This window comes from Actinomadura luteofluorescens, from assembly GCF_013409365.1.
Lineage (GTDB): Bacteria > Actinomycetota > Actinomycetes > Streptosporangiales > Streptosporangiaceae > Spirillospora > Spirillospora luteofluorescens.
In genome coordinates, this window is sequence record NZ_JACCBA010000001.1 from 1 (window position 1) to 17,187 (window position 17,187).

Consider the following 17,187-nt stretch of genomic DNA (forward strand, 5'->3'; position numbering starts at 1 on the left):
CACCACATGTGGAGCGGCGAACCCAACGCCGTCCTCGTGCAGGAGGCCGCCGACCTGGCGCCCGGCACCGCCCTGGACCTCGGATGCGGCGAGGGCGCCGACGCCGTCTGGCTCGCGCGCCGCGGCTGGCGCGTCACCGCCGTGGACATCTCCGGCGTGGCGCTCGAGCGCGCCGCCGGCCACGCCGAGGAGGCCGGCGTCGCCGACCGCGTCGACTGGCAGCGCCGCGACCTGGCCGCCTCGTTCCCCGAGGGTTCCTACGACCTGGTCTCGGCGCAGTTCCTGCACTCCCCCGCCGACATGCCCCGCGACGAGGTCCTGCGGGCCGCTGCCGCCGCCGTCGCGCCCGGCGGGATCCTGCTCGTCGTCGGGCACGCCGGGCCGCCGCCGTGGGATCCCGGCGCCCATCCGGGAGTGCACCTGCCCACGCCCGGCGAGGTCCTCGCGTCCCTCTCCCTGCCGGAGGACGAGTGGGAGGTCCTGCGCAGCGGCGAGCACGAACGCGTCCAGACCGCACCCGACGGGCGCACCATGACCCGTACCGACAACGCGCTCAAGCTGCGGCGCCGGGCGCGGTGACCCGAGCGGCCGCCGTCAGCGGGAGGTCCGCTCCATCAGCGCGGCGAACTCCTCCAGGGAGATCTTGCCGTCGTGGTTGGCGTCGGCGGCCACGACCACCTCCACGGCGCGGGTCTCGGTGATGTCCTGCCCGAGCCGGGTCATCAGGTTCTTCAGCTCCGCGGTCGAGATGTAGCCGTCGCCGTCCACGTCCACCAGCTCGAAGGTCGCCCTGTAGTCGTTCACGTCCGCCATGCTCGCGCTCCCTTGCCGATCGTTTGCGGCGCCGACGTTAGCAGTGGTGTCCCAGCCCCCGCCCTTTACGCGGTAAGGTCAAATCGGGCGGCGCGGTCGGCCATAATCGGACGCGTGCGGCGCTCGTACGAATTCCTCGACCATCCCGGCCCGATCCCCTTCGCCCATCGCGGCGGCGCGTCCGGACGCCCGGAGAACTCGATGGCCGCGTTCCAGCGCGCCACCGACCTCGGCTACCGCTACCTGGAGACCGACGCCCACGCCACCGCCGACGGCGTCGTCGTCGCCTTCCACGACCGCACCCTCGACCGGGTCACCGACCGCACCGGCGCCATCGCCCGGCTCCCCTGGGCCGAGGTCGCCAGGGCCCGCATCGGCGGCACCGAGCCCATCCCCCGGCTCGAGGACGTCCTCGGCTCCTTCCCCGAGGCGCGCGTCAACATCGACCTGAAGGACGCCCCCGTCATCGGCCCGCTCGCCGAGACGCTGCGCCGCACCCGCGCCTGGAACCGCGTGTGCATCACGTCGTTCTCCACCCGCCGGCTGGCGCAGATGCGCGCCCGGCTCCCCATGGTCACCGACCACGAGGTGTGCATGGCGCTCGGCCCGCGCGGCCTGATGGCGCTGCGCGCCAAGTCCATCGGAGGCCCCACCGCCAAGCTCGTCCGCCTCGCCGCCACCGGCGTCGCCTGCGCCCAGGTGCCCTACGGCCTCGGCCCCGTCCCCTTCGTCACCGAGGCGTTCGTCGACCACGCCCACCGGCTCGGGCTGCAGGTCCACGCCTGGACGGTCAACGACGCCGCCACCATGAAGCGCCTCCTGGACCTCGGCATCGACGGCATCATGACCGACGAGCTGGTCACCCTCCGCGACGTGATGGCCTCGCGCGGCCTGTGGCAGCACGGCGCCCCGCCGCCCACTCCGTCCTGACCCCGGCGCGGCCCGCGCACCGGGCGCGGGTCAGCGGCTGAAGCCGGGCGGGCGGTACTCGGCCGCGATGCGCATCGGCGGCTGCTGCTGGGGCCGTTCGGCGGGTCGCGACGGCTGCCCCGGGGGGACGGTCCCGCCGACCTGCAGGTCGGCGCGCTGGGCGCGGACCGCCTCCAGGAGTTCCAGATCTTCTGGAGAGACCAGGGCGGCCATCACCCTGCCCCGCCGCGTGAGCTTGACGGGCTCGCCGGTGTAGGCGACCCGGTTCACCAGATCCGCGAACTGGGCGCGTGCTTCGGTCACCGGAACATCCACGTGATTCATCGTATAGCGAAACTCTCCGTTCACCCTGGCCCTCCCACGGGGACTGGAATAGTGTCCGTACGTAGTGTACGAAACGTACAGATGATCAAGGAGGCCTGATGAACGGCGGACCGTGGCGACAGGACGGCCGGCGGCTGGCGGAGACGTTCACCGGCAGGTCGCGGGCGCAAGTCGACGAGATGACGCGGCCGGCGGACGCGCAGCTCTTCGAGCGGCTGCTGGCGCGGCGGATCGTGTTCCTCGGCAGCGAGATCGACGACGGGGTCGCCAACCGGATCGGCGCGCAGTTGCTGCTGCTCGCGGCGCAGGACGCCCGGCGCGACATCACGATCTACATCAACTCCCCCGGCGGCGTCGTGGACGCCGGCATGGCGATCTACGACATGATGCAGTTCGTCCCGAACGACATATCCACGGTCGCGATGGGCATGGCCGCCTCCATGGGACAGACGCTGCTGTGCGCGGGGACCCGGGGCAAGAGGTACGCCCTGCGGCACGCGCGCGTGATGATGCACCAGCCGCACGGCGGCATCGGCGGCACCGCGTCCGACATCAGGATCCAGGCGGAGCAGTCGCTGTACCTCAAGCGGACCCTGGCGGAGCGGACGGCGTTCCACACCGGGCAGCCGCTGGAGCGGATCGAGGCCGACGGCGACCGCGACGCGTGGTTCACGGCGGAGGCGGCCCGCGACTACGGTTTCGTCGACCACGTCATCGACAGCACCGAGCGGGTGGGCACATGACACGCGCGGAACGGCGCTCCCTCGTCCCGCAGTTCGAGGAGCGCACCGGCCAGGGCCGCAAGGAGACCGACCCCTACAGCAAGCTGTTCGAGGAGCGCATCGTGTTCCTCGGCGCGCCGGTGGACGACATCAGCGCGGGCGACGTCACGGCGCAGATGCTCGCGCTGGAGGGCATGGACGCCGACCGGCCCATCGCCCTGTACATCAACTCGCCGGGCGGGTCGATCACCGCGATGCTGGCGATCTGCGACACCATGCGCTACGTGCGGCCCGAGATCGAGACGACCTGCGTCGGGCAGGCCGGGTCGGCCGCGGCCGTCCTGCTGGCGGCGGGCTCGCCCGGACGCAGGCAGGCGCTGCCGGGCGCCCGGATCCTGCTGCACGAGCCGGAGATCGAGACGGCCAGCGGCCCCGCGACCGACCTGGCGATCCAGGCGCAGGAGGTGCTGCGGCTGCGCGGGCAGACCGAGGCGATCCTGGCCGAGGCCACCGGGCGCGACCCCGCGGACATCCGCCGGGACCTGGACCGCGACCGCTACTTCACCGCCGCTGAGGCCAAGGAGTACGGGCTTATCGACGCGGTGCTCACGTCCCGTGACTAGCGCGCCAGCCGCCTGTTCCCCGGCGGCGGCTGGGGACGGCCGCAAACAGCAGGGTTGGATCACCCCGGGCGGGGGAATCTTGTCACGGTGTTCAGCGTTGGTCTGAGCAAGACCGCAAGCCGTCTGGGAGGCACGTGACGATGGCCGAGCGCGCACTTCGCGGCACCCGACTCGGAGCGACGAGCTACGAGAACGATCGCAACACCGATCTGGCCCCTCGCCAAGAGGTGGACTACACCTGCACCAAGGGCCACCGGTTCACCGTGACGCTCGCAGCCGAGGCCGAGGTGCCGATCACCTGGGAATGCCGCAGCTGCGGCGCCACGGCGCTGCGGGTCGACGGCGAGCCGCCCCAAGCCAAGAAGGGGAAGCCGCCGCGTACCCACTGGGACATGCTCATGGAGCGCAGGACCGTGGAGGACCTGGAGGAGGTCCTGGCCGAACGCCTGGAGATCTTGCGCGCGGGGCGCAAGAAGTCCGCGTGAACGGCTGACAGTTCTCGACGCGAAGGCCCGTACCGGCGGGGGTGCGGGCCTTCGCCATGCCCGCGGTCCCGGCCGTGCCGCGTTCGGACCGGAGGTCACCGGCCCGAGCGCGGCAGCACCAGGCCGCTCTCGTAGGCGGCGACGACCGCCTGGACGCGGTCGCGCAGCCCGAGCTTGCGCAGGATCCGGCTGACGTGGGTCTTGACCGTCTCCTCCCCGACGACCAGCCGGTCGGCGATCTCGGCGTTGGACAGGCCCGCGGCGACCAGGCGCAGCACGTCGGTCTCGCGCGGGGTCAGCGCGTCCAGGGCCGGCCCCTGCGACGGCGGGCGCGGCCGCAGCCGCGCGAACTCCCCGATGAGGCGGCGGGTGACGGCCGGGGCCAGCAGCGCCTCCCCCGCGGCGACGACCCGGACGGCGTCGAACAGCCGCTCCGCCGTGACGTCCTTGAGCAGGAAGCCGCTGGCGCCCGCGACCAGAGCGTCGTAGACGTGCTCGTCCAGGTCGAACGTGGTCAGCATCAGGACCCGGGGCGGGTCGGGTTCGGCGGTGACGCGGCGGGTGGCCTCGATGCCGTCCATGACCGGCATCCGCACGTCCATCAGCACGACGTCGGGACGGTGGTCGCGGCACACCCGGACCGCGGCCGCGCCGTCGGCCGCCGTCGCCACGACCTCCAGGTCCGGCTGGGTGCCCAGCAGGGCCCCGAACCCGGCGCGGACGACCTCCTGGTCGTCGGCCACCGCGACGCGGACGCTCACGGCCCCTCCTCCAGCGGCAGCGTCGCCTCCACCAGGAACCCGCCGGCGGGCCCCGGGCCGGTGCGCAGGTCGCCGCCGACGGCGGCGGCACGCTCGCGCATGCCGAGCAGCCCGTGCCCGGCCGGGCCGGCTCCGGAACCGTGGCCAGGACCCGGTCCGTTGTCGCGGACGCTGACGCGCAGCGCGCCCGGGGCGTAGTCGAGCTCCACGTCGACGGCCGCGCCGGGGGCGTGCCTGCGGGCGTTGGTCAGCGCCTCCTGGACGATCCGGTAGGCGGTCAGCTCCAGCCCGGGGTCCAGGGCCGCGACGTGCCCGCCGACGATCAGGCGGACGCCCGCGGCGCCCGACTCGCGGGTCTGGTCGACCAGGTCGAGGAGCTGCTGCAGGCCCGGCTGGGGGCGGCGGGTCGGCTCGGCTCCGGCGTCCTCGCGCAGCACGCCGAGCAGCCGCCGCATCTCGGTGAGCGCGGTGCGGGCGGTGTCGCCGATGGCCAGCAGCCGGCGGGCACCGTCCTCCGGCATGCCGGGGACGGCGAGCCGGGCCGTCTCGGCCTGCACGGAGATCATGGAGATGTGGTGGGCGACGACGTCGTGCAGCTCGCGGGCGATGCGTGCCCGCTCGCCGCGCGCGGTGTGCTCCAGCAGGGTGGTCTCGAACGCCCGCCGGGAGGCGTCGCGGGCGGCGGCCTCGGCGCGGCGGCGCAGGAACCGGCGGCGCGCCAGGACCGTCCAGACGGTGACGAGGGCGGCGAGGGCCGCGACGGCGGCGCCGCCGTGCAGTACGCACGCCGCGGCCGCCGCCGCCGTGATCACGACCGCGGCGGGCGCGGCCCGGTCCCGGACGACCGCCAGCGGGAGCGTCGCGCACACGTCCACCACCAGGGCCAGCGCCAGGACGACCCCCGAGCCGTGGGTGCGGTAGAAGGCCTCGGCGGCGGCGGCCGCGGCGAGGCAGCCGCCGGCCGCCGGCCACCGCGCCCGCCCGGCGGTCCCGTCGCTGTCGCCCACGGACGCCATTGTGTCGTGGCCCGCGCCGCGGCGGCGTCCCTCCCGCGGGGGACGCCCGGTCCCCCGGCCCGCGGCCGCCGAGACTGCTCCCCGGCGTGATGACCCGGGGCCGCCGCGCTCCGTAACCTCCCGGTCCATGGAGGCAACCATCGAAGTGCGGGGCCTGCGCAAGCGGTACGGCCCCACCCTCGCCGTGGACGACCTGTCGTTCACGGTCGGCCCGGGTCAGGTCACCGGGTTCGTCGGCCCGAACGGCGCCGGCAAGTCCACCACCATGCGGATGATCATGGGTCTGGACCGGCCGGACGGCGGGACGGCGCTGGTCTGCGGCCGGCCGTACCGGTCGCTGCGGGCGCCGCTGTGCCGGCTCGGGGCGATGCTGGACGCGTCGGCGCTCCACCCGGCCCGCCGCGCCCGCGACCACCTGCTGTGGCTCGCGCACGCCAACGGGCTGCCGGCCCGGCGGGTGGACGAGGTGATCGGGCTGACCGGGCTGGCGAGCGCGGCCCGCCGCCGGGCGGGCGGGTTCTCCCTCGGCATGCGGCAGCGGCTCGGGATCGCCGCAGCGCTGCTCGGGGACCCGCCGGTGCTGATGTTCGACGAGCCGGTCAACGGCCTGGACCCCGAGGGCGTCGCCTGGATCCGGGGGCTGCTGCGGTCGCTGGCCGCCGAGGGGCGGGCCGTGCTGGTCTCCAGCCACCTGATGGGCGAGCTGGAGGGCGGCGCCGACCACCTGGTGGTGATCGGGCGGGGCCGGCTGATCGCCGACACCGGGGTCGCGGACCTGCTGGAGGCCGCGTCCGGCGGCCGGGTCGAGGTCCGCACCGCCGAGCGCCGCGAGGCCATGACCGCCCTGGCCCGCGCGGGCGCCACGGTGGCGGCGTCCGGCCCGGACGCCGTCACCGCCACGGGCCTGGCCGCCGAGCGGGTCGTCGCGGTCCTCACCGAGGCCGGGGTGGGGTTCAGCGGCGTCGGCGAGCACCGCGCGTCGCTGGAGGAGGCCTACATGGAGCTCACCCGGGACGCGGTGGAGTTCCAGGCCGCGCAGGGGCGGGAGGCCCGGTGAGCGCCCCGCAGAAGGCCGCCGCGGCGCCCTACCGCAGCACCGTCCAGGACGAGGCCCGCGACGGGTTCGGGTGGCTGCTGGCCGCCGAGTGGACCAAGCTGCGCACCGTCCGCCGCTGGATGCTGGCCCTGCTGGCGTCGGTGCTGCTGACCGTCCTGGTCGCGCTGCTGGCGGCGGCCGGAAGCCAGTCCACCGGGTCGGGCCGCGGTCGGCCCGACCCGGCACTGCTGAAGATCACCGATATGGGCCACTACACCTACCGGCCGCTGGCGGGCGACGGCTCGGTCGTCGCCCGCGTCACCTCCCAGGAGGGCGGCGGCGGGTGGGCCAAGGCCGGCCTCATGGTCAGGGGGAGCACGCGGGCGGGGGCCCCGTACGCGGCGCTGGCGGTGACGCCGGCGCACGGCGTCCGCCTTCTGAGCGGCTACGAGGAGGGCGGCGCCGGCGGCGGGACGGGCGCGGTGCCGCACTGGCTCAAGCTGGCCCGCGCCGGGACGACCGTCACCGGCTACGCCTCGGCCGACGGCCGCGACTGGCGCCGCGTCGGGTCCGTCCGGCTGAAGGGACTGCCGCGCACGGCTCTGGCGGGCGTGTTCGTGGCCGCCCCGGACGAGGTCGAGGTGCGGCGCATGTTCGGCGGGGAGAGCGTCTCAGGTCAGCCCTCCGCCACGCGGGCGACGTTCGACGAGGTGGCGGTGGCGCCGGCGCAGCCGGGCGCCGCCTGGCGGGACCGGGGCGCCCTGAGCGGTCCGGCGGCCGACCCGTCCCTGGACGGCCGCAGCGGGTCCGGAGGGACGATCGCGCTGAAGGGCGTGGGGGACATCGGGCCGAACGCGTTCGCCGACGACGTCACCAGGACCACCCTGTCCGGCACGCTGATCGGGCAGGTGGCGATCGTGACGCTGGCGGTGCTGTTCGTGACGGCCGAGTACCGGCGCGGGATGCTGCGCACGACGTTCGCGGCCGCACCCCGGCGCGGCCGGGTCCTGGCGGCCAAGGCGGTCGTGGCGGGCCTGGCGTCCCTGGTGGCGGGGCTGGCGGCGGCGTTCGGGTCGGTGCTGCTCGCCGGGCCGGTGGAGCGTGCGCACGGGCTGGCGGTGCCGCCCCTGAGCGACGGCGCGGTGCTGCGCGCCGCCGCCGGCACGGGGGTGCTGTTCGCCGCGATCGCCGTGCTCTCGCTGGCGGTCGCGGTGATCGTGCGGCGCGGCGCGCCCGCGATCACCATCGTGCTGCTGCTCCTGCTCGTCCCGCAGATCGTGGCGACCGGGCTGCCGCTGTCGGCGGCGCGGTGGCTGGAGCGCCTCACCCCCGCGGCCGGGTTCGCGATCCAGCGGACCGTCGACCGCTACGACCAGTCGATCGGTCCGTGGGCGGGCCTCGGGGTGCTGTGCCTGTACGCGGCGGTCGCCCTGGCGGCGGCCGCGCGGCTGGTCGCGAGGCGCGACGCGTGACCGGCCGGGCGTGGACGGGCCTGCACGCGCTGCACGCGGAGTGGACGAAGCTGCGCACCGTGCCGAGCACGGCGTGGCTCGCGCCGGCGCTGGCGGTGCTGGTCGCCGCGGTCGGCGCGGCGGTGACCGGGACGGTGGACACCTCGCACTGCACGACGCCTGCCGGATGCGTGGAGGACACCCCGAAGCTGGCGCTGTCGGGCGTGCAGGTGGGGCAGGTGGCCGCGGTGGTCCTCGGGGTGCTGGCGGTCGGGGGCGAGTACGTCACGGGGACGATCGCCGCGACCCTGGCGGCGGTGCCGGGACGGACCACCGTGCTGGCCGCCAAGGCCGCCGTGGTGGCGGGGCTCGTCGCCGCGGCCGGGACGGCCGGGGTGCTGGCGTCGCTGGCGGCGGGGCGGGGCGTCCTGCCCGGCAACGGCTTCACGCCCGCGAACGGCTACCCACCGCTGTCCCTCGCCGACGGCCCCACCGCCCGCGCGGCCGCCGGGACCGTCCTCTACCTGGTGCTGGTGGCGCTGCTGGCCCTGGGCGTGGGGACGGTCCTGCGCGAGCCGGCGGCGGCGATCAGCGCGGTGCTGGCGCTGCTGTGGATCGTGCCGGTCGTCACCCGCCTCGTCGGGGACGAGGCGTGGCGGGAGCGGCTGGAGAAGGCCGCGCCGATGACGGCGGGGCTGGCCGTCCAGGCGACGCGGGGCGTGGACCGGCTGCCGATCGGGCCGTGGGAGGGTCTGGGCGTACTGGCCGCCTACACGGCCGCGGCGCTGCTCGCGGGCGGCGCCGTGCTCGCCGCCCGCGACGCCTGAGACTCAGGCGCGCGACGTCTTGTCGCCGCTCTCCTCGGAGGCCCTGTCGTCGTGGATGACCTCGCCTCGGACCACCGGTCCGGGCGGGGTCTCGACGCGTTCGGGCCCGCGGCCCCGGGCGAACGGGTCGAAACCGGCGGCGCCGGGCGGGAACACGGTCGCGGCGCGTTCCTCGGCGGCCCGCATCCGCCGCGCCGCGAACGCCGACAGGGCGCGGCGGACGAGCGGGCGGGTGAACGGCAGCACGAGCGCGAGCCCCACGACGTCGGTGACGAAGCCGGGGACCAGCAGCAGCACGCCGCCGGCCATGACCAGCGCCGCGTCCGCGACCTCCCGGTCGGGCAGGACCCCGCGCCGCGCCGTCTCCTGCAGGGCCCGCCACGCGCGGCGGCCCTCCCGGCGGACGATCCACGCGCCGAGGGCGGTCTCGGCGATCAGCAGGCCGACCGTGGGCCAGGCGCCGATCACCTCGCCGACCTGGATCAGCACGAAGATCTCCAGGACCGGCACCAGCAGGAACGCCAGGACGATCAGCAGCGGCAGCATGGCTCCATCTTCGGGTCGTCGAAAGCCTCTCCCTGGTGTAACGCCAGGACGGCCCCGTTCGTTTCCCCGAGCGTCCAAGAGCGCCCCCGGGGCGCGCCTTCAGTTCGGGTCGCGGAGCTTGCCGATGCGGTCGCTCATCCCCCACTGGGTGATGCGCAGCGCCGCCTCGGCCATCACGTCCCGGCTCATCTTGCTGGTCCCGTGGACGCGCTCGACGAACGTGATCGGCACCTCGACCACGCGCAACCCCTGCCGCAGGGCCCGCAGCGCCAGGTCGATCTGGAAGCAGTAGCCGCGCGAGTCGACCCCCTCCAGCCCGATCTTCTCCAGGGTCGCGGCGCGGAAGGCGCGGTAGCCGCCGGTGGAGTCGTGCAGCGGGATGCCGAGCATCACCCGGGCGTAGGTGTTGGCGCCGCGCGACAGCGCCTCGCGCCGCTTCGGCCAGTTGCGGACCCTGCCGCCGGGCACCCAGCGGGCACCGATGACCAGGTCGGCGTCCTCCAGCGCCGACAGCAGCCGCGGCAGCTCCTCGGGCTGGTGGGAGCCGTCGGCGTCCATCTCGACCATGACGTCGTAGCCGTGCTCGGCGGCCCACCGGAACCCGGCGATGTAGGCGGGGCCGAGGCCCTCCTTGCCCTGCCGGTGCAGCACCCTGATCTGCTCGTCGGCGGCCGCCATCGCGTCGGCGGCCTCACCGGTGCCGTCGGGGCTCGCGTCGTCCACGACCAGGACGTCCACCGACGGGACGGCCTCGCGCACCCGCCCGGCGATGCGCTCGATGTTGTCCCGCTCGTTGTACGTCGGGATGATCACGAGCACCCGGCCGAGCCCGGCTGGGATCTCCATCGGCGTCAATTCCCCTCGTTCTTCCTGGCTGTCCATGCCGCCGCGCAGACCGCGCCGAGCCCGAGCAGCGCCAGCGCCCACTCCGGCGCCTCCCCCAGCCGGTCCGACGCCGTCCGGGCCGTGCGCGCCGGGACGGCCGCGACCCGGACGGCGGGCACGAACTCCCGGGACCGGTCGACCATCCGGCCGTCGGGCGCGACGATGGCGCTGATCCCGCTCGTCGCGGCTACCAAGATCGTACGGCCATGTTCGACCGCGCGCAGCCGCGACATGGCGATCTGCTGGGGCGGCAGGCTGGTCCTGCCGTAGGTGGCGTTGTTGGTCTGCACGACCAGCAGGTTCCCGCGCGCGACGTCGCGGACCTCCTTGTCGTAGGCGACCTCGAAGCAGATCACGTCGCCGATGTCCACCGGCCCGAGCCCCATCACGCCGGAGCGGTCGCCCTTGGCGAAGTCGCGGGGGATCCGCTCGAACCGGGTGATCAGCTTGGTCAGGATGTCGCGGAACGGCAGGTACTCGCCGAACGGGACGGGGTGCCGCTTGACGTAGTAGTCGCCCGGGCCGGTCGAGGGGTCCCAGACGATGCCGCGGTTCTCGACCTTCTCCCCGTCGGGGGTGTCGGTGAGGGCGCCGACGAGGACGGGGACGCCGATGTCCTTCACCGCGCCGTCGATGGCGGTGTAGGCGTCGGGCTCGGTGTAGGGGTCCAGGTCGCTGGCGTTCTCCGGCCACACGACCAGCTCCGGCTTGGCGAGCCGCCCGGCGCGCACCCGCTCGGCCAGCTCGTGGGTGGCCTTGACGTGATTGTCAAGCACGGCCTTGCGCTGGCCGAGGAAGTCCAGGCCGAGGCGCGGAACGTTGCCCTGGACGACCGCGACGGTGACCGGGCGGCCTTCGGTGGGGGTGGGGATCAGGAGCCCGCCGCCGACGACGGCGCCGACCGCGGCCAGGCAGACCGCTGCGGGGATCAGGGCCCGGCGCGTCCCGGGCGTCTCCGCCGCGTCCTCCTCCGGGGGCCTGGCGCGGCGGGACCGGGCGCGGTGGACGGCCACGGCGGCACAGGCGAGGAGCCCGCCGATCAGGGCCGTCAGGAACGTGACCAGGGGCGCGCCGCCGAGCGACGCGTACGGGGTGAGGGGTGTGGCGGTCTGGCTGAACGCCAGCCGGGCCCAGGGGAAGCCCCCGAAGGGGACGCGGCCGCGGATCAGCTCCTCGCCGACCCACAGCGCGGCCGTCCACACCGGCCAGCCGGGCAGCCGGGCGACCATCGCGATCCCGGCGCCGAGCGGCAGGAAGTAGGCGGCCTGGACGAGGCTGAGGATGATCCAGCCGTCCGGGCCGATGCGGGAGATGCCCTCCAGCACCGGGACGAAGAACGCGGCGCCTGCGAGGAAGGCGAGCCAGGCTCCGGTGCGGGCGGACCGGCCGAGCACCGCGAGGGTCAGCAGCGCGACGCCCACCGGCGCGAGGGGCGTGAGGTCGATCGGCGGGAACGCCGGCCACATCAGCAGCCCGGCCGCCACGGCCAGCAGCGTGCGGGGCCAGCCCGCGCGGCCGCCGGAGCGCAGGCCGCGGCGCAGCCGGCCGAACCGCCCGCGCGGCGCCCCGGCACCGGGCGCGGCGCCCGGTTCCGTCGCCGGCGACCGGTCCGGGAGGGTCTCCTGGGCCACGTCCCACCTCGTTCACTCGGGTCTAGCCGGAACGCTACCGGCCCCGGGCGCCCGCGGCGACCATGGGCCCAGGTCGCGGCGGAAGCGGACGGTTCACCGGGGTGGCGGGCGAGGTCCGGACGAGGAGGCCGGGCCTGGGAGTCGAGCGCCTGGCCGGGCACGGAGGAGGGCCCGCGACATCCGTCGGGCCGGAGACGTCCCACAGGCGGTGAGAACGAGGCTCCGTTTTCTACTGGATGTCCGGGCCCTTCCCGGGTCCAACCCCCCGCGCGATCGGACGGCTCCGCCCGGACACGGCCCCGAACACCGCGCTGGCTCGGGCGGGCACGATGGCGACCACTCGCGTGATCCCCGTCCCCGTCTCGGCGCGGCGCCCGGCGGCCCCTCGGGCGGCCGATCGGTGAGTCCCGTGCTGGACTGCAGCAAAACTACCGGCTTCCGCCACCTTGTCAACCGCCGCATGTTCTGCGGCTACTCCATGTTAGCCCAGCTCAACACCATGATCAGGGCGTTCGGCGATTTCGCCGGACGCCCTTTGCGATCACGATTTCGATCGCGGCCTCGATCGCGGGGTGCGGTCAGCCTCCCGGGGCCGAGACCACGACGGTCCCGGTCGCGGTGACCGCGACGATCGGCTCGGGCAGCGCCTCGGCCGCCGACTCGCCCTTGTCGGGGCGACCCCGGCACACCACGCGGGCCTGGAAGTCCATCACGCGGCTGCGCGTGCCGGCGCGGGCCAGCACGGCGGTGGTCTCCAGGACGTCGCCCGCCCGGACGGGCGCGCGGAACTGCACGTCGGAGTAGGAGGCGAACAGGCCCTCGTCGCCGTCGGTGCGGATGCACAGTTCCGTGGCCACGTCCCCGAACAGGCCCAGCACGTAGGCGCCGTCGACCAGGTCGCCGGCGTAGTGGGCGTGCGAGTAGGGGATGTAGCGGCGGTGGGTGACGGTCAGTCCCTCGCGGGGGTCGCTCACTCTTCCTCCATCGTCGTGGGCCGGTGCTCGCCGGGCAGCAGGGCGTGCACGAGGTAGCTGGCGACCTCGGCGGGGGTGGTGCCCTTGCCGAAGATGCGGTCGACGCCGAGGTCGCCCTCGGTGACGGTGTCGAAGCGGGGGCCGCCGACGACCAGCAGGGGCCGTCCCATGCCGCCGGCCACCGCGGTCGGGTACTCGGCGTGGAACGCCGCGGCCATCTGCTTGGTGTTGTGCAGGTGGGCGTTGCGCTGGGTGACGACCTGGGACACCAGGACCGCGTCGGCGTTCTCGGCCTTGGCGCGCTCCACCAGCTCCTCGACCGTGACCTGGGCGCCCATGTTGACGACCTGGATCTCCCGGTAGTACTCCAGGCCCTTCTCCCCCGCGTACCCCTTGACGTTGAGGATCGCGTCGATCCCGACGGTGTGCGCGTCGGTGCCGATGCAGGCCCCGACGACCACCAGCCGCCGGTTCAGCGTCTCGCGGATCGCCAGGTTCACCTCCTGGGAGGTCAGCAGCGGGTAGGCGCGCTCTTCCGGGACGGGGATCGAGGCGTAGTCGATGAGGTGCCGCACCTTGCCGTACACGATGAAGAAGGTGAAGTGGGGGCCCATCGGCTTGGCGTGGACGACGCTGGCCGGGTCGAGGCCCATCTTCCCGGCCAGTTGCAGGGCGGCCGCCTCGGCGCGCTTCCCGGCGGGGACGGGCAGGGTGAACGACATCTGCACCATGCCGTCGCCGGTGGTGTCGCCGTAGGGTCGGATCACCTGCCGGGTGTCGGCGGGCTCGGCGGGGGCCTGGGTCCCGGTACCGGTTCCGGGGCTCTCGACCGTCATGCGGGCACCTCCTGGTCGGCGGTGGAACGGGCGGCGTGGGGGTCCTCGGTGTCGAGGATCTCGATGGCGGGGTTGAAGTACCCGTCGGCGCGCGCGACGACGCCGTCCAGGCCCTTGCCCCCGTCGGGCGGGCGGCGGGTGATGCCGAACGTGCCCTCGGCGATGGCCTCGAGCAGCCCGTCGTCGGCGATGCGCTCCAGCAGCTCCACCGACTCCGACAGCACCTGCTTGGCGCGCTGGACGAGCATCCCGTCCGGGCGGGGCATGAAGTCCTCGGCGAGGTTCCCGCAGGCGTCGCGGACGTAGCGGACGTTCTCCAGCGCCAGGTCGCGGTCCGACAGCCAGGGGGTGTGGATGCCCTCGGTCATCATCCCGATCAGGATGATCGACTGCCCGGTCATCACGCCGGCGAGGTTGAAGAACGCGTCCAGCAGGTAGCCGGCGAAGATGTTGCCGGTCATGTGCTTGGTCGGCGGCATGTACTTCAGCGGCGCGCCGGGGAACAGCTCCCGGACGAGCTGGGCGTGCGCCAGCTCCATCCGGAACGACTCGGGGATCGCCGGGTTGATCTCGAAGGCGTGGCCGAGGCCGAGCTGGTCGTCGGCGAGGCCGGCCTCGTGCCCGAACCGCTCGTTCAGCAGCTGGCTGACGACCACGGTGTGCGCGGCGTCGACCGCGTCGGCGGTGGTGAGGTAGTTGTCCTCGCCGGTGTTGATGACGATGCCGGCGCGGGCGTGGATCTGCCGGGAGAACCGCTGGTCGATGAACGTGCGGCGCGGGTTGATGTCGCGGAAGATGATGCCGTACATGCAGTCGTTCAGCATCATGTCCAGGCGCTCCAGCCCGGCGAGCGTCGCGATCTCCGGCATGCACAGCCCGGAGGCGTAGTTCGTCAGGCGCACGTACCGGCCGAGCTCGCGGGACACCTCGTCCAGGGCCGCGCGCATCAGCCGGAAGTTCTCCCGGGTGGCGTAGGTGCCGGCGTAGCCCTCCCGGGTGGCACCCTCGGGCACGAAGTCCAGCAGCGACTGCCCGGTGGAGCGGATCACCGCGACGACGTCGGCGCCCTCGCGCGCGGCGGCCTGCGCCTGCGGGATGTCCTCGTAGATGTCGCCGGTCGCCACGATCAGGTAGACCAGCGGCCTGGCCGGGTCGGCCCGGTCGGGGGTGGGCAGCTCGGCCAGCAGCCGGTCGCGCTCGGCACGGCGCCGGTCGATGCGCGCCATGCCGCCGCGGGCCGCCTCGCCCGCGGCCTTGCGGGCGTGCTCGGCGTCGGTGCCGGACGGGAGCCGGAACGACACCCTCCCCCGGGCGGCGGCCCGGGCCAGGTCGTCCAGGGAGCCGTGCGAGCCGGTCAGCAGCGCGTCCCAGACCGGCAGGGCGAGCCCGTGCTCCAGGCCCACCTGGCCGCGGACGGCGTCGGCGAGGTGGTTGGCCCAGGGGCGCCCCTCATCGTCGGCGCCGGTCAGGCCCGCCAGCCGCAGCAGTGCCCGCTCGACCGAGACGGTGGTGTGGGAGCGGGCCATGTCGATGATGGGTTCGGCGGCCCGGGCGGCCAGGCGCCGGGCGGTGCGCACCGCCTCCGGGTCGAGGTCCAGCTTTCCCTGCGGCGCCATTGCCGTCTCCCCTCACGCAGCCGCCCCTCTCAGGCCGGTCCGAACAATCATCCGTCATACCGAGTTCTCTACGGGAGATCTTCCGGTACGAACACCGTATTCCACAAGAACTAGCACCAGATCTCCCGCTACCTTCCGCAGGCGGGCAGCCCCATCTTCCCCCTGCGAGCGGTCATCTCACCCCCAGGTGACGGTCCGCGACAACCCATGTCGTGACGACTCTGGGTAAAGCTATGCTCACCCCTGGTCATGGACGGACCGATACCGGGAGGGGCATGATCCTTTACTTCGCGGCCGCGGCCTGCGCCGTCGGCGTGGTCATCGTGGCGGGCCAGTTGGTACGGCGAGCGCGCGGAAGCGTGGACGACGCCGCCCCTGACGGCCCCACGTCCTCCCACACCGGGGCGATGCTCTCCGCGCTGTTCCTGCTGGCGTTCGCCATCGCCATCGTCGTGCCGTGGACGACGGCCGACTCCGCCCGCTCCAACACCTACACCGAGAGCCAGGCGATCGCCGAGGCGTACTGGGCCGCCCAGCGCCTCCCCGCGGCCGACGCCCGGCGCGTCCAGGACGGGCTCATCGCCTACGTCGAACTCGTCCGCGGGCCCGAGTGGCGGCTGATGAAGAAGGGCCGCCTCACCGACCGCGGCTGGGCCGACCTCGACGGGCTGCGACGCGAGGCCATCGCCGTCCAGGCCGGAACCGACGAGGCCAAGGACGCGCGCAGCGCCGTCCTGGACCACCTCGGCGAGATCTCCGCGGCGCGGCGCCAGCGCGCCATGGACGCCCGCACGACGCCGCCCGCCGGACTGCTCGCCGTCACCCTCGTCACCGGCATCGTGGTCCTGCTGCTGCCGTTCCTCGCGGGCGCCCGCCCGCGCGGCATGGCGCTGGTGCCGCTGTCGCTGATGGCGGCCCTGCTCGCCGCCGGGGCCTACCTCACCGTCGACATCTCCCACGTGTTCACCGGCGCCCTCGCCGTCGGACCCGAGGCGTTCACCGGGCTGCACGCCGACCTGCAGCGCATCGCGGGGGGCGGCTGATGCGCCCGCGCCCCGTCCCGCGCGCCGCCGCCACGGGCAGGGCGCGGCCGACCCGCACCCTGCCGGTGCGCGCTCTGCCGGTGCGGGCTCTGCCGGCTCTGACCCTGCCCGCCCTGACCCTGCCCGCCGTCATGCTCGGATTCCCCGCCGCCGCGCAGGCCGGCCCGGTGCCGACGCCCAGGATCAGCGTGTGCATCGACATCGAGATCGGCGGCGGCCCCGCCGACGACTGCGAACCGCCGGCCACCTCCCCGACCCCGCCCCCGCCGCCGCAGGAGCCGCCCCCCGACACCCCCGAACCCCCGCCGCCTCCCCAGACTCCGCCGGAGCCGCCGCCCGAACCGCCGCCTCCGCCACCCCCACCTCCCCCGGAGCCCGAGCCGCCCGCCCCGGCGCCGCCCCCGCCGGCGGCCGCGCCGCGGCCCCGGCCCGCGGCCCTCGCGCCGGGCCCGCCCCCGCGGACGCGGCCCGAACCGGCGGCGCCCGCGCCGCCAAGGAAGCCCACGAAGGCCAAGAAGCCCCCACCGGTGCGGGCGCACACGGCGCCCCGCCCGAAGAAGGAGCCGCCGCGGCGCCGCGACCCGCTGCGCTCCTCGCTCGTGCTGGTCGTCATCGCCGTCGTCATCAGCGCCGGCACCGCCATCGCCTTCGCGCACTGAGCCCGGCGC

General features: G+C 74.8%; 20 protein-coding genes. 10 read left to right on the forward strand and 10 right to left on the reverse strand.

Annotated elements, in window-relative coordinates; all coding sequences use genetic code 11:
- Window positions 1–579 (forward strand): SAM-dependent methyltransferase (locus BJY14_RS00005; protein WP_179841666.1); only part of this gene is annotated, 579 nt, incomplete at its 5' end.
- A 15-nt stretch (window positions 580–594) separates the two neighbouring features.
- Here the strand turns inward: BJY14_RS00005 and BJY14_RS00010 are convergent.
- Window positions 595–813, reverse strand: coding sequence for an EF-hand domain-containing protein (locus BJY14_RS00010; RefSeq protein ID WP_179841667.1), 219 nt, complete (start codon window positions 811–813; stop codon window positions 595–597).
- A gap of 114 nt (window positions 814–927) precedes the next feature.
- Here BJY14_RS00010 and BJY14_RS00015 point away from each other — a divergent pair, with 114 nt between their 5' ends.
- A complete protein-coding gene (locus tag BJY14_RS00015) occupies window positions 928–1,743 on the forward strand; it encodes a glycerophosphodiester phosphodiesterase family protein (protein ID WP_179841668.1) in 816 nt (271 codons plus the stop codon).
- A 30-nt stretch (window positions 1,744–1,773) separates the two neighbouring features.
- Here the strand turns inward: BJY14_RS00015 and BJY14_RS00020 are convergent, their stop codons facing one another.
- The gene (locus BJY14_RS00020; RefSeq protein ID WP_179841669.1) at window positions 1,774–2,058 is read right to left on the reverse strand and encodes a type II toxin-antitoxin system Phd/YefM family antitoxin; all 285 of its coding nucleotides are present in this window, start codon (window positions 2,056–2,058) and stop codon (window positions 1,774–1,776) included.
- A 188-nt stretch (window positions 2,059–2,246) separates the two neighbouring features.
- Between BJY14_RS00020 and BJY14_RS00025 the strand changes: the two genes are divergently transcribed.
- From BJY14_RS00025 to BJY14_RS00035, 3 genes are all read left to right on the forward strand, one after another.
- Window positions 2,247–2,810, forward strand: a complete 564-nt coding sequence (locus BJY14_RS00025) for a ClpP family protease (protein WP_179849069.1) — start codon at window positions 2,247–2,249, stop codon at window positions 2,808–2,810.
- Window positions 2,807–3,412, forward strand: coding sequence for an ATP-dependent Clp protease proteolytic subunit (locus BJY14_RS00030; protein ID WP_179841670.1), 606 nt, complete (start codon window positions 2,807–2,809; stop codon window positions 3,410–3,412). The genes BJY14_RS00025 and BJY14_RS00030 overlap by 4 nt, the downstream gene beginning before the upstream one ends.
- A gap of 140 nt (window positions 3,413–3,552) precedes the next feature.
- Entirely contained in the window at window positions 3,553–3,897 is a 345-nt protein-coding gene (locus BJY14_RS00035) for an RNA polymerase-binding protein RbpA (RefSeq protein WP_179849070.1), read from the forward strand.
- Window positions 3,898–3,992: 95 nt separating this feature from the next.
- Here BJY14_RS00035 and BJY14_RS00040 read toward each other — a convergent pair whose 3' ends face one another.
- Window positions 3,993–4,658 carry a response regulator gene (locus tag BJY14_RS00040; protein WP_179841671.1) on the reverse strand — a complete coding sequence of 222 codons (666 nt, stop codon included), beginning with the start codon at window positions 4,656–4,658 and terminating at the stop codon, window positions 3,993–3,995.
- On the reverse strand, window positions 4,655–5,665 hold the full coding sequence (locus BJY14_RS46250) for a sensor histidine kinase (RefSeq protein ID WP_218904975.1): 1,011 nt from the start codon (window positions 5,663–5,665) through the stop codon (window positions 4,655–4,657). The genes BJY14_RS00040 and BJY14_RS46250 overlap by 4 nt, the downstream gene beginning before the upstream one ends.
- A 136-nt stretch (window positions 5,666–5,801) precedes the next feature.
- Between BJY14_RS46250 and BJY14_RS00050 the strand changes: the two genes are divergently transcribed.
- The 3 genes from BJY14_RS00050 to BJY14_RS00060 are packed head-to-tail and all read left to right on the forward strand — an operon-like array spanning window position 5,802 to window position 8,988.
- Window positions 5,802–6,731, forward strand: a complete 930-nt coding sequence (locus BJY14_RS00050; protein ID WP_179841673.1) for an ABC transporter ATP-binding protein — start codon at window positions 5,802–5,804, stop codon at window positions 6,729–6,731.
- A complete protein-coding gene (locus BJY14_RS00055) occupies window positions 6,728–8,182 on the forward strand; it encodes a DUF1349 domain-containing protein (RefSeq protein ID WP_179841674.1) in 1,455 nt (484 codons plus the stop codon). Before BJY14_RS00050 ends, BJY14_RS00055 begins: the two co-directional genes overlap by 4 nt.
- A complete protein-coding gene (locus tag BJY14_RS00060; protein ID WP_312878877.1) occupies window positions 8,179–8,988 on the forward strand; it encodes an ABC transporter permease subunit in 810 nt (269 codons plus the stop codon). The genes BJY14_RS00055 and BJY14_RS00060 overlap by 4 nt, the downstream gene beginning before the upstream one ends.
- 3 nt (window positions 8,989–8,991) lie before the next feature.
- Here BJY14_RS00060 and BJY14_RS00065 read toward each other — a convergent pair whose 3' ends face one another.
- The 6 genes from BJY14_RS00065 to kamD form a co-directional block, all read right to left on the reverse strand.
- A complete protein-coding gene (locus BJY14_RS00065; protein ID WP_179841675.1) occupies window positions 8,992–9,534 on the reverse strand; it encodes an FxsA family protein in 543 nt (180 codons plus the stop codon).
- 99 nt (window positions 9,535–9,633) lie between these two features.
- On the reverse strand, window positions 9,634–10,380 hold the full coding sequence (locus BJY14_RS00070) for a polyprenol monophosphomannose synthase (protein WP_179841676.1): 747 nt from the start codon (window positions 10,378–10,380) through the stop codon (window positions 9,634–9,636).
- A gap of 5 nt (window positions 10,381–10,385) precedes the next feature.
- A complete protein-coding gene (gene lnt, locus BJY14_RS00075; RefSeq protein WP_312878878.1) occupies window positions 10,386–12,050 on the reverse strand; it encodes an apolipoprotein N-acyltransferase in 1,665 nt (554 codons plus the stop codon).
- A gap of 578 nt (window positions 12,051–12,628) precedes the next feature.
- Entirely contained in the window at window positions 12,629–13,024 is a 396-nt protein-coding gene (gene kal / locus BJY14_RS00080) for a 3-aminobutyryl-CoA ammonia lyase (protein WP_179841677.1), read from the reverse strand.
- A complete protein-coding gene (gene kamE / locus BJY14_RS00085) occupies window positions 13,021–13,860 on the reverse strand; it encodes a lysine 5,6-aminomutase subunit beta (protein ID WP_179841678.1) in 840 nt (279 codons plus the stop codon). Before kamE ends, kal begins: the two co-directional genes overlap by 4 nt.
- Window positions 13,857–15,476, reverse strand: a complete 1,620-nt coding sequence (kamD, locus tag BJY14_RS00090) for a lysine 5,6-aminomutase subunit alpha (RefSeq protein ID WP_179841679.1) — start codon at window positions 15,474–15,476, stop codon at window positions 13,857–13,859. The genes kamE and kamD overlap by 4 nt, the downstream gene beginning before the upstream one ends.
- A 275-nt stretch (window positions 15,477–15,751) precedes the next feature.
- On the opposite strand from kamD, the gene BJY14_RS00095 reads away from it, so the two are divergent.
- Window positions 15,752–16,519, forward strand: a complete 768-nt coding sequence (locus tag BJY14_RS00095) for a bestrophin-like domain (protein ID WP_179841680.1) — start codon at window positions 15,752–15,754, stop codon at window positions 16,517–16,519.
- Window positions 16,519–17,178: a hypothetical protein gene (locus BJY14_RS00100; RefSeq protein ID WP_179841681.1), complete on the forward strand. Its 660-nt coding sequence runs from the start codon at window positions 16,519–16,521 to the stop codon at window positions 17,176–17,178. Before BJY14_RS00095 ends, BJY14_RS00100 begins: the two co-directional genes overlap by 1 nt.
- Window positions 17,179–17,187: the final 9 nt, after the last annotated feature.

Coding starts and splice junctions, on each gene's coding strand:
- BJY14_RS00010 (WP_179841667.1), bottom strand. CDS start 813: ATGGCGGACGTGAACGACTACAGGGCGACCTTCGAGCTGGTGGACGTG.
- BJY14_RS00025 (WP_179849069.1), top strand. CDS start 2,247: ATGACGCGGCCGGCGGACGCGCAGCTCTTCGAGCGGCTGCTGGCGCGG.
- BJY14_RS00030 (WP_179841670.1), top strand. CDS start 2,807: ATGACACGCGCGGAACGGCGCTCCCTCGTCCCGCAGTTCGAGGAGCGC.
- BJY14_RS00035 (WP_179849070.1), top strand. CDS start 3,553: ATGGCCGAGCGCGCACTTCGCGGCACCCGACTCGGAGCGACGAGCTAC.
- BJY14_RS00050 (WP_179841673.1), top strand. CDS start 5,802: ATGGAGGCAACCATCGAAGTGCGGGGCCTGCGCAAGCGGTACGGCCCC.
- BJY14_RS00065 (WP_179841675.1), bottom strand. CDS start 9,534: ATGCTGCCGCTGCTGATCGTCCTGGCGTTCCTGCTGGTGCCGGTCCTG.
- BJY14_RS00070 (WP_179841676.1), bottom strand. CDS start 10,380: ATGGAGATCCCAGCCGGGCTCGGCCGGGTGCTCGTGATCATCCCGACG.
- kamE (WP_179841678.1), bottom strand. CDS start 13,860: ATGACGGTCGAGAGCCCCGGAACCGGTACCGGGACCCAGGCCCCCGCC.
- kamD (WP_179841679.1), bottom strand. CDS start 15,476: ATGGCGCCGCAGGGAAAGCTGGACCTCGACCCGGAGGCGGTGCGCACC.
- BJY14_RS00095 (WP_179841680.1), top strand. CDS start 15,752: ATGATCCTTTACTTCGCGGCCGCGGCCTGCGCCGTCGGCGTGGTCATC.
- BJY14_RS00100 (WP_179841681.1), top strand. CDS start 16,519: ATGCGCCCGCGCCCCGTCCCGCGCGCCGCCGCCACGGGCAGGGCGCGG.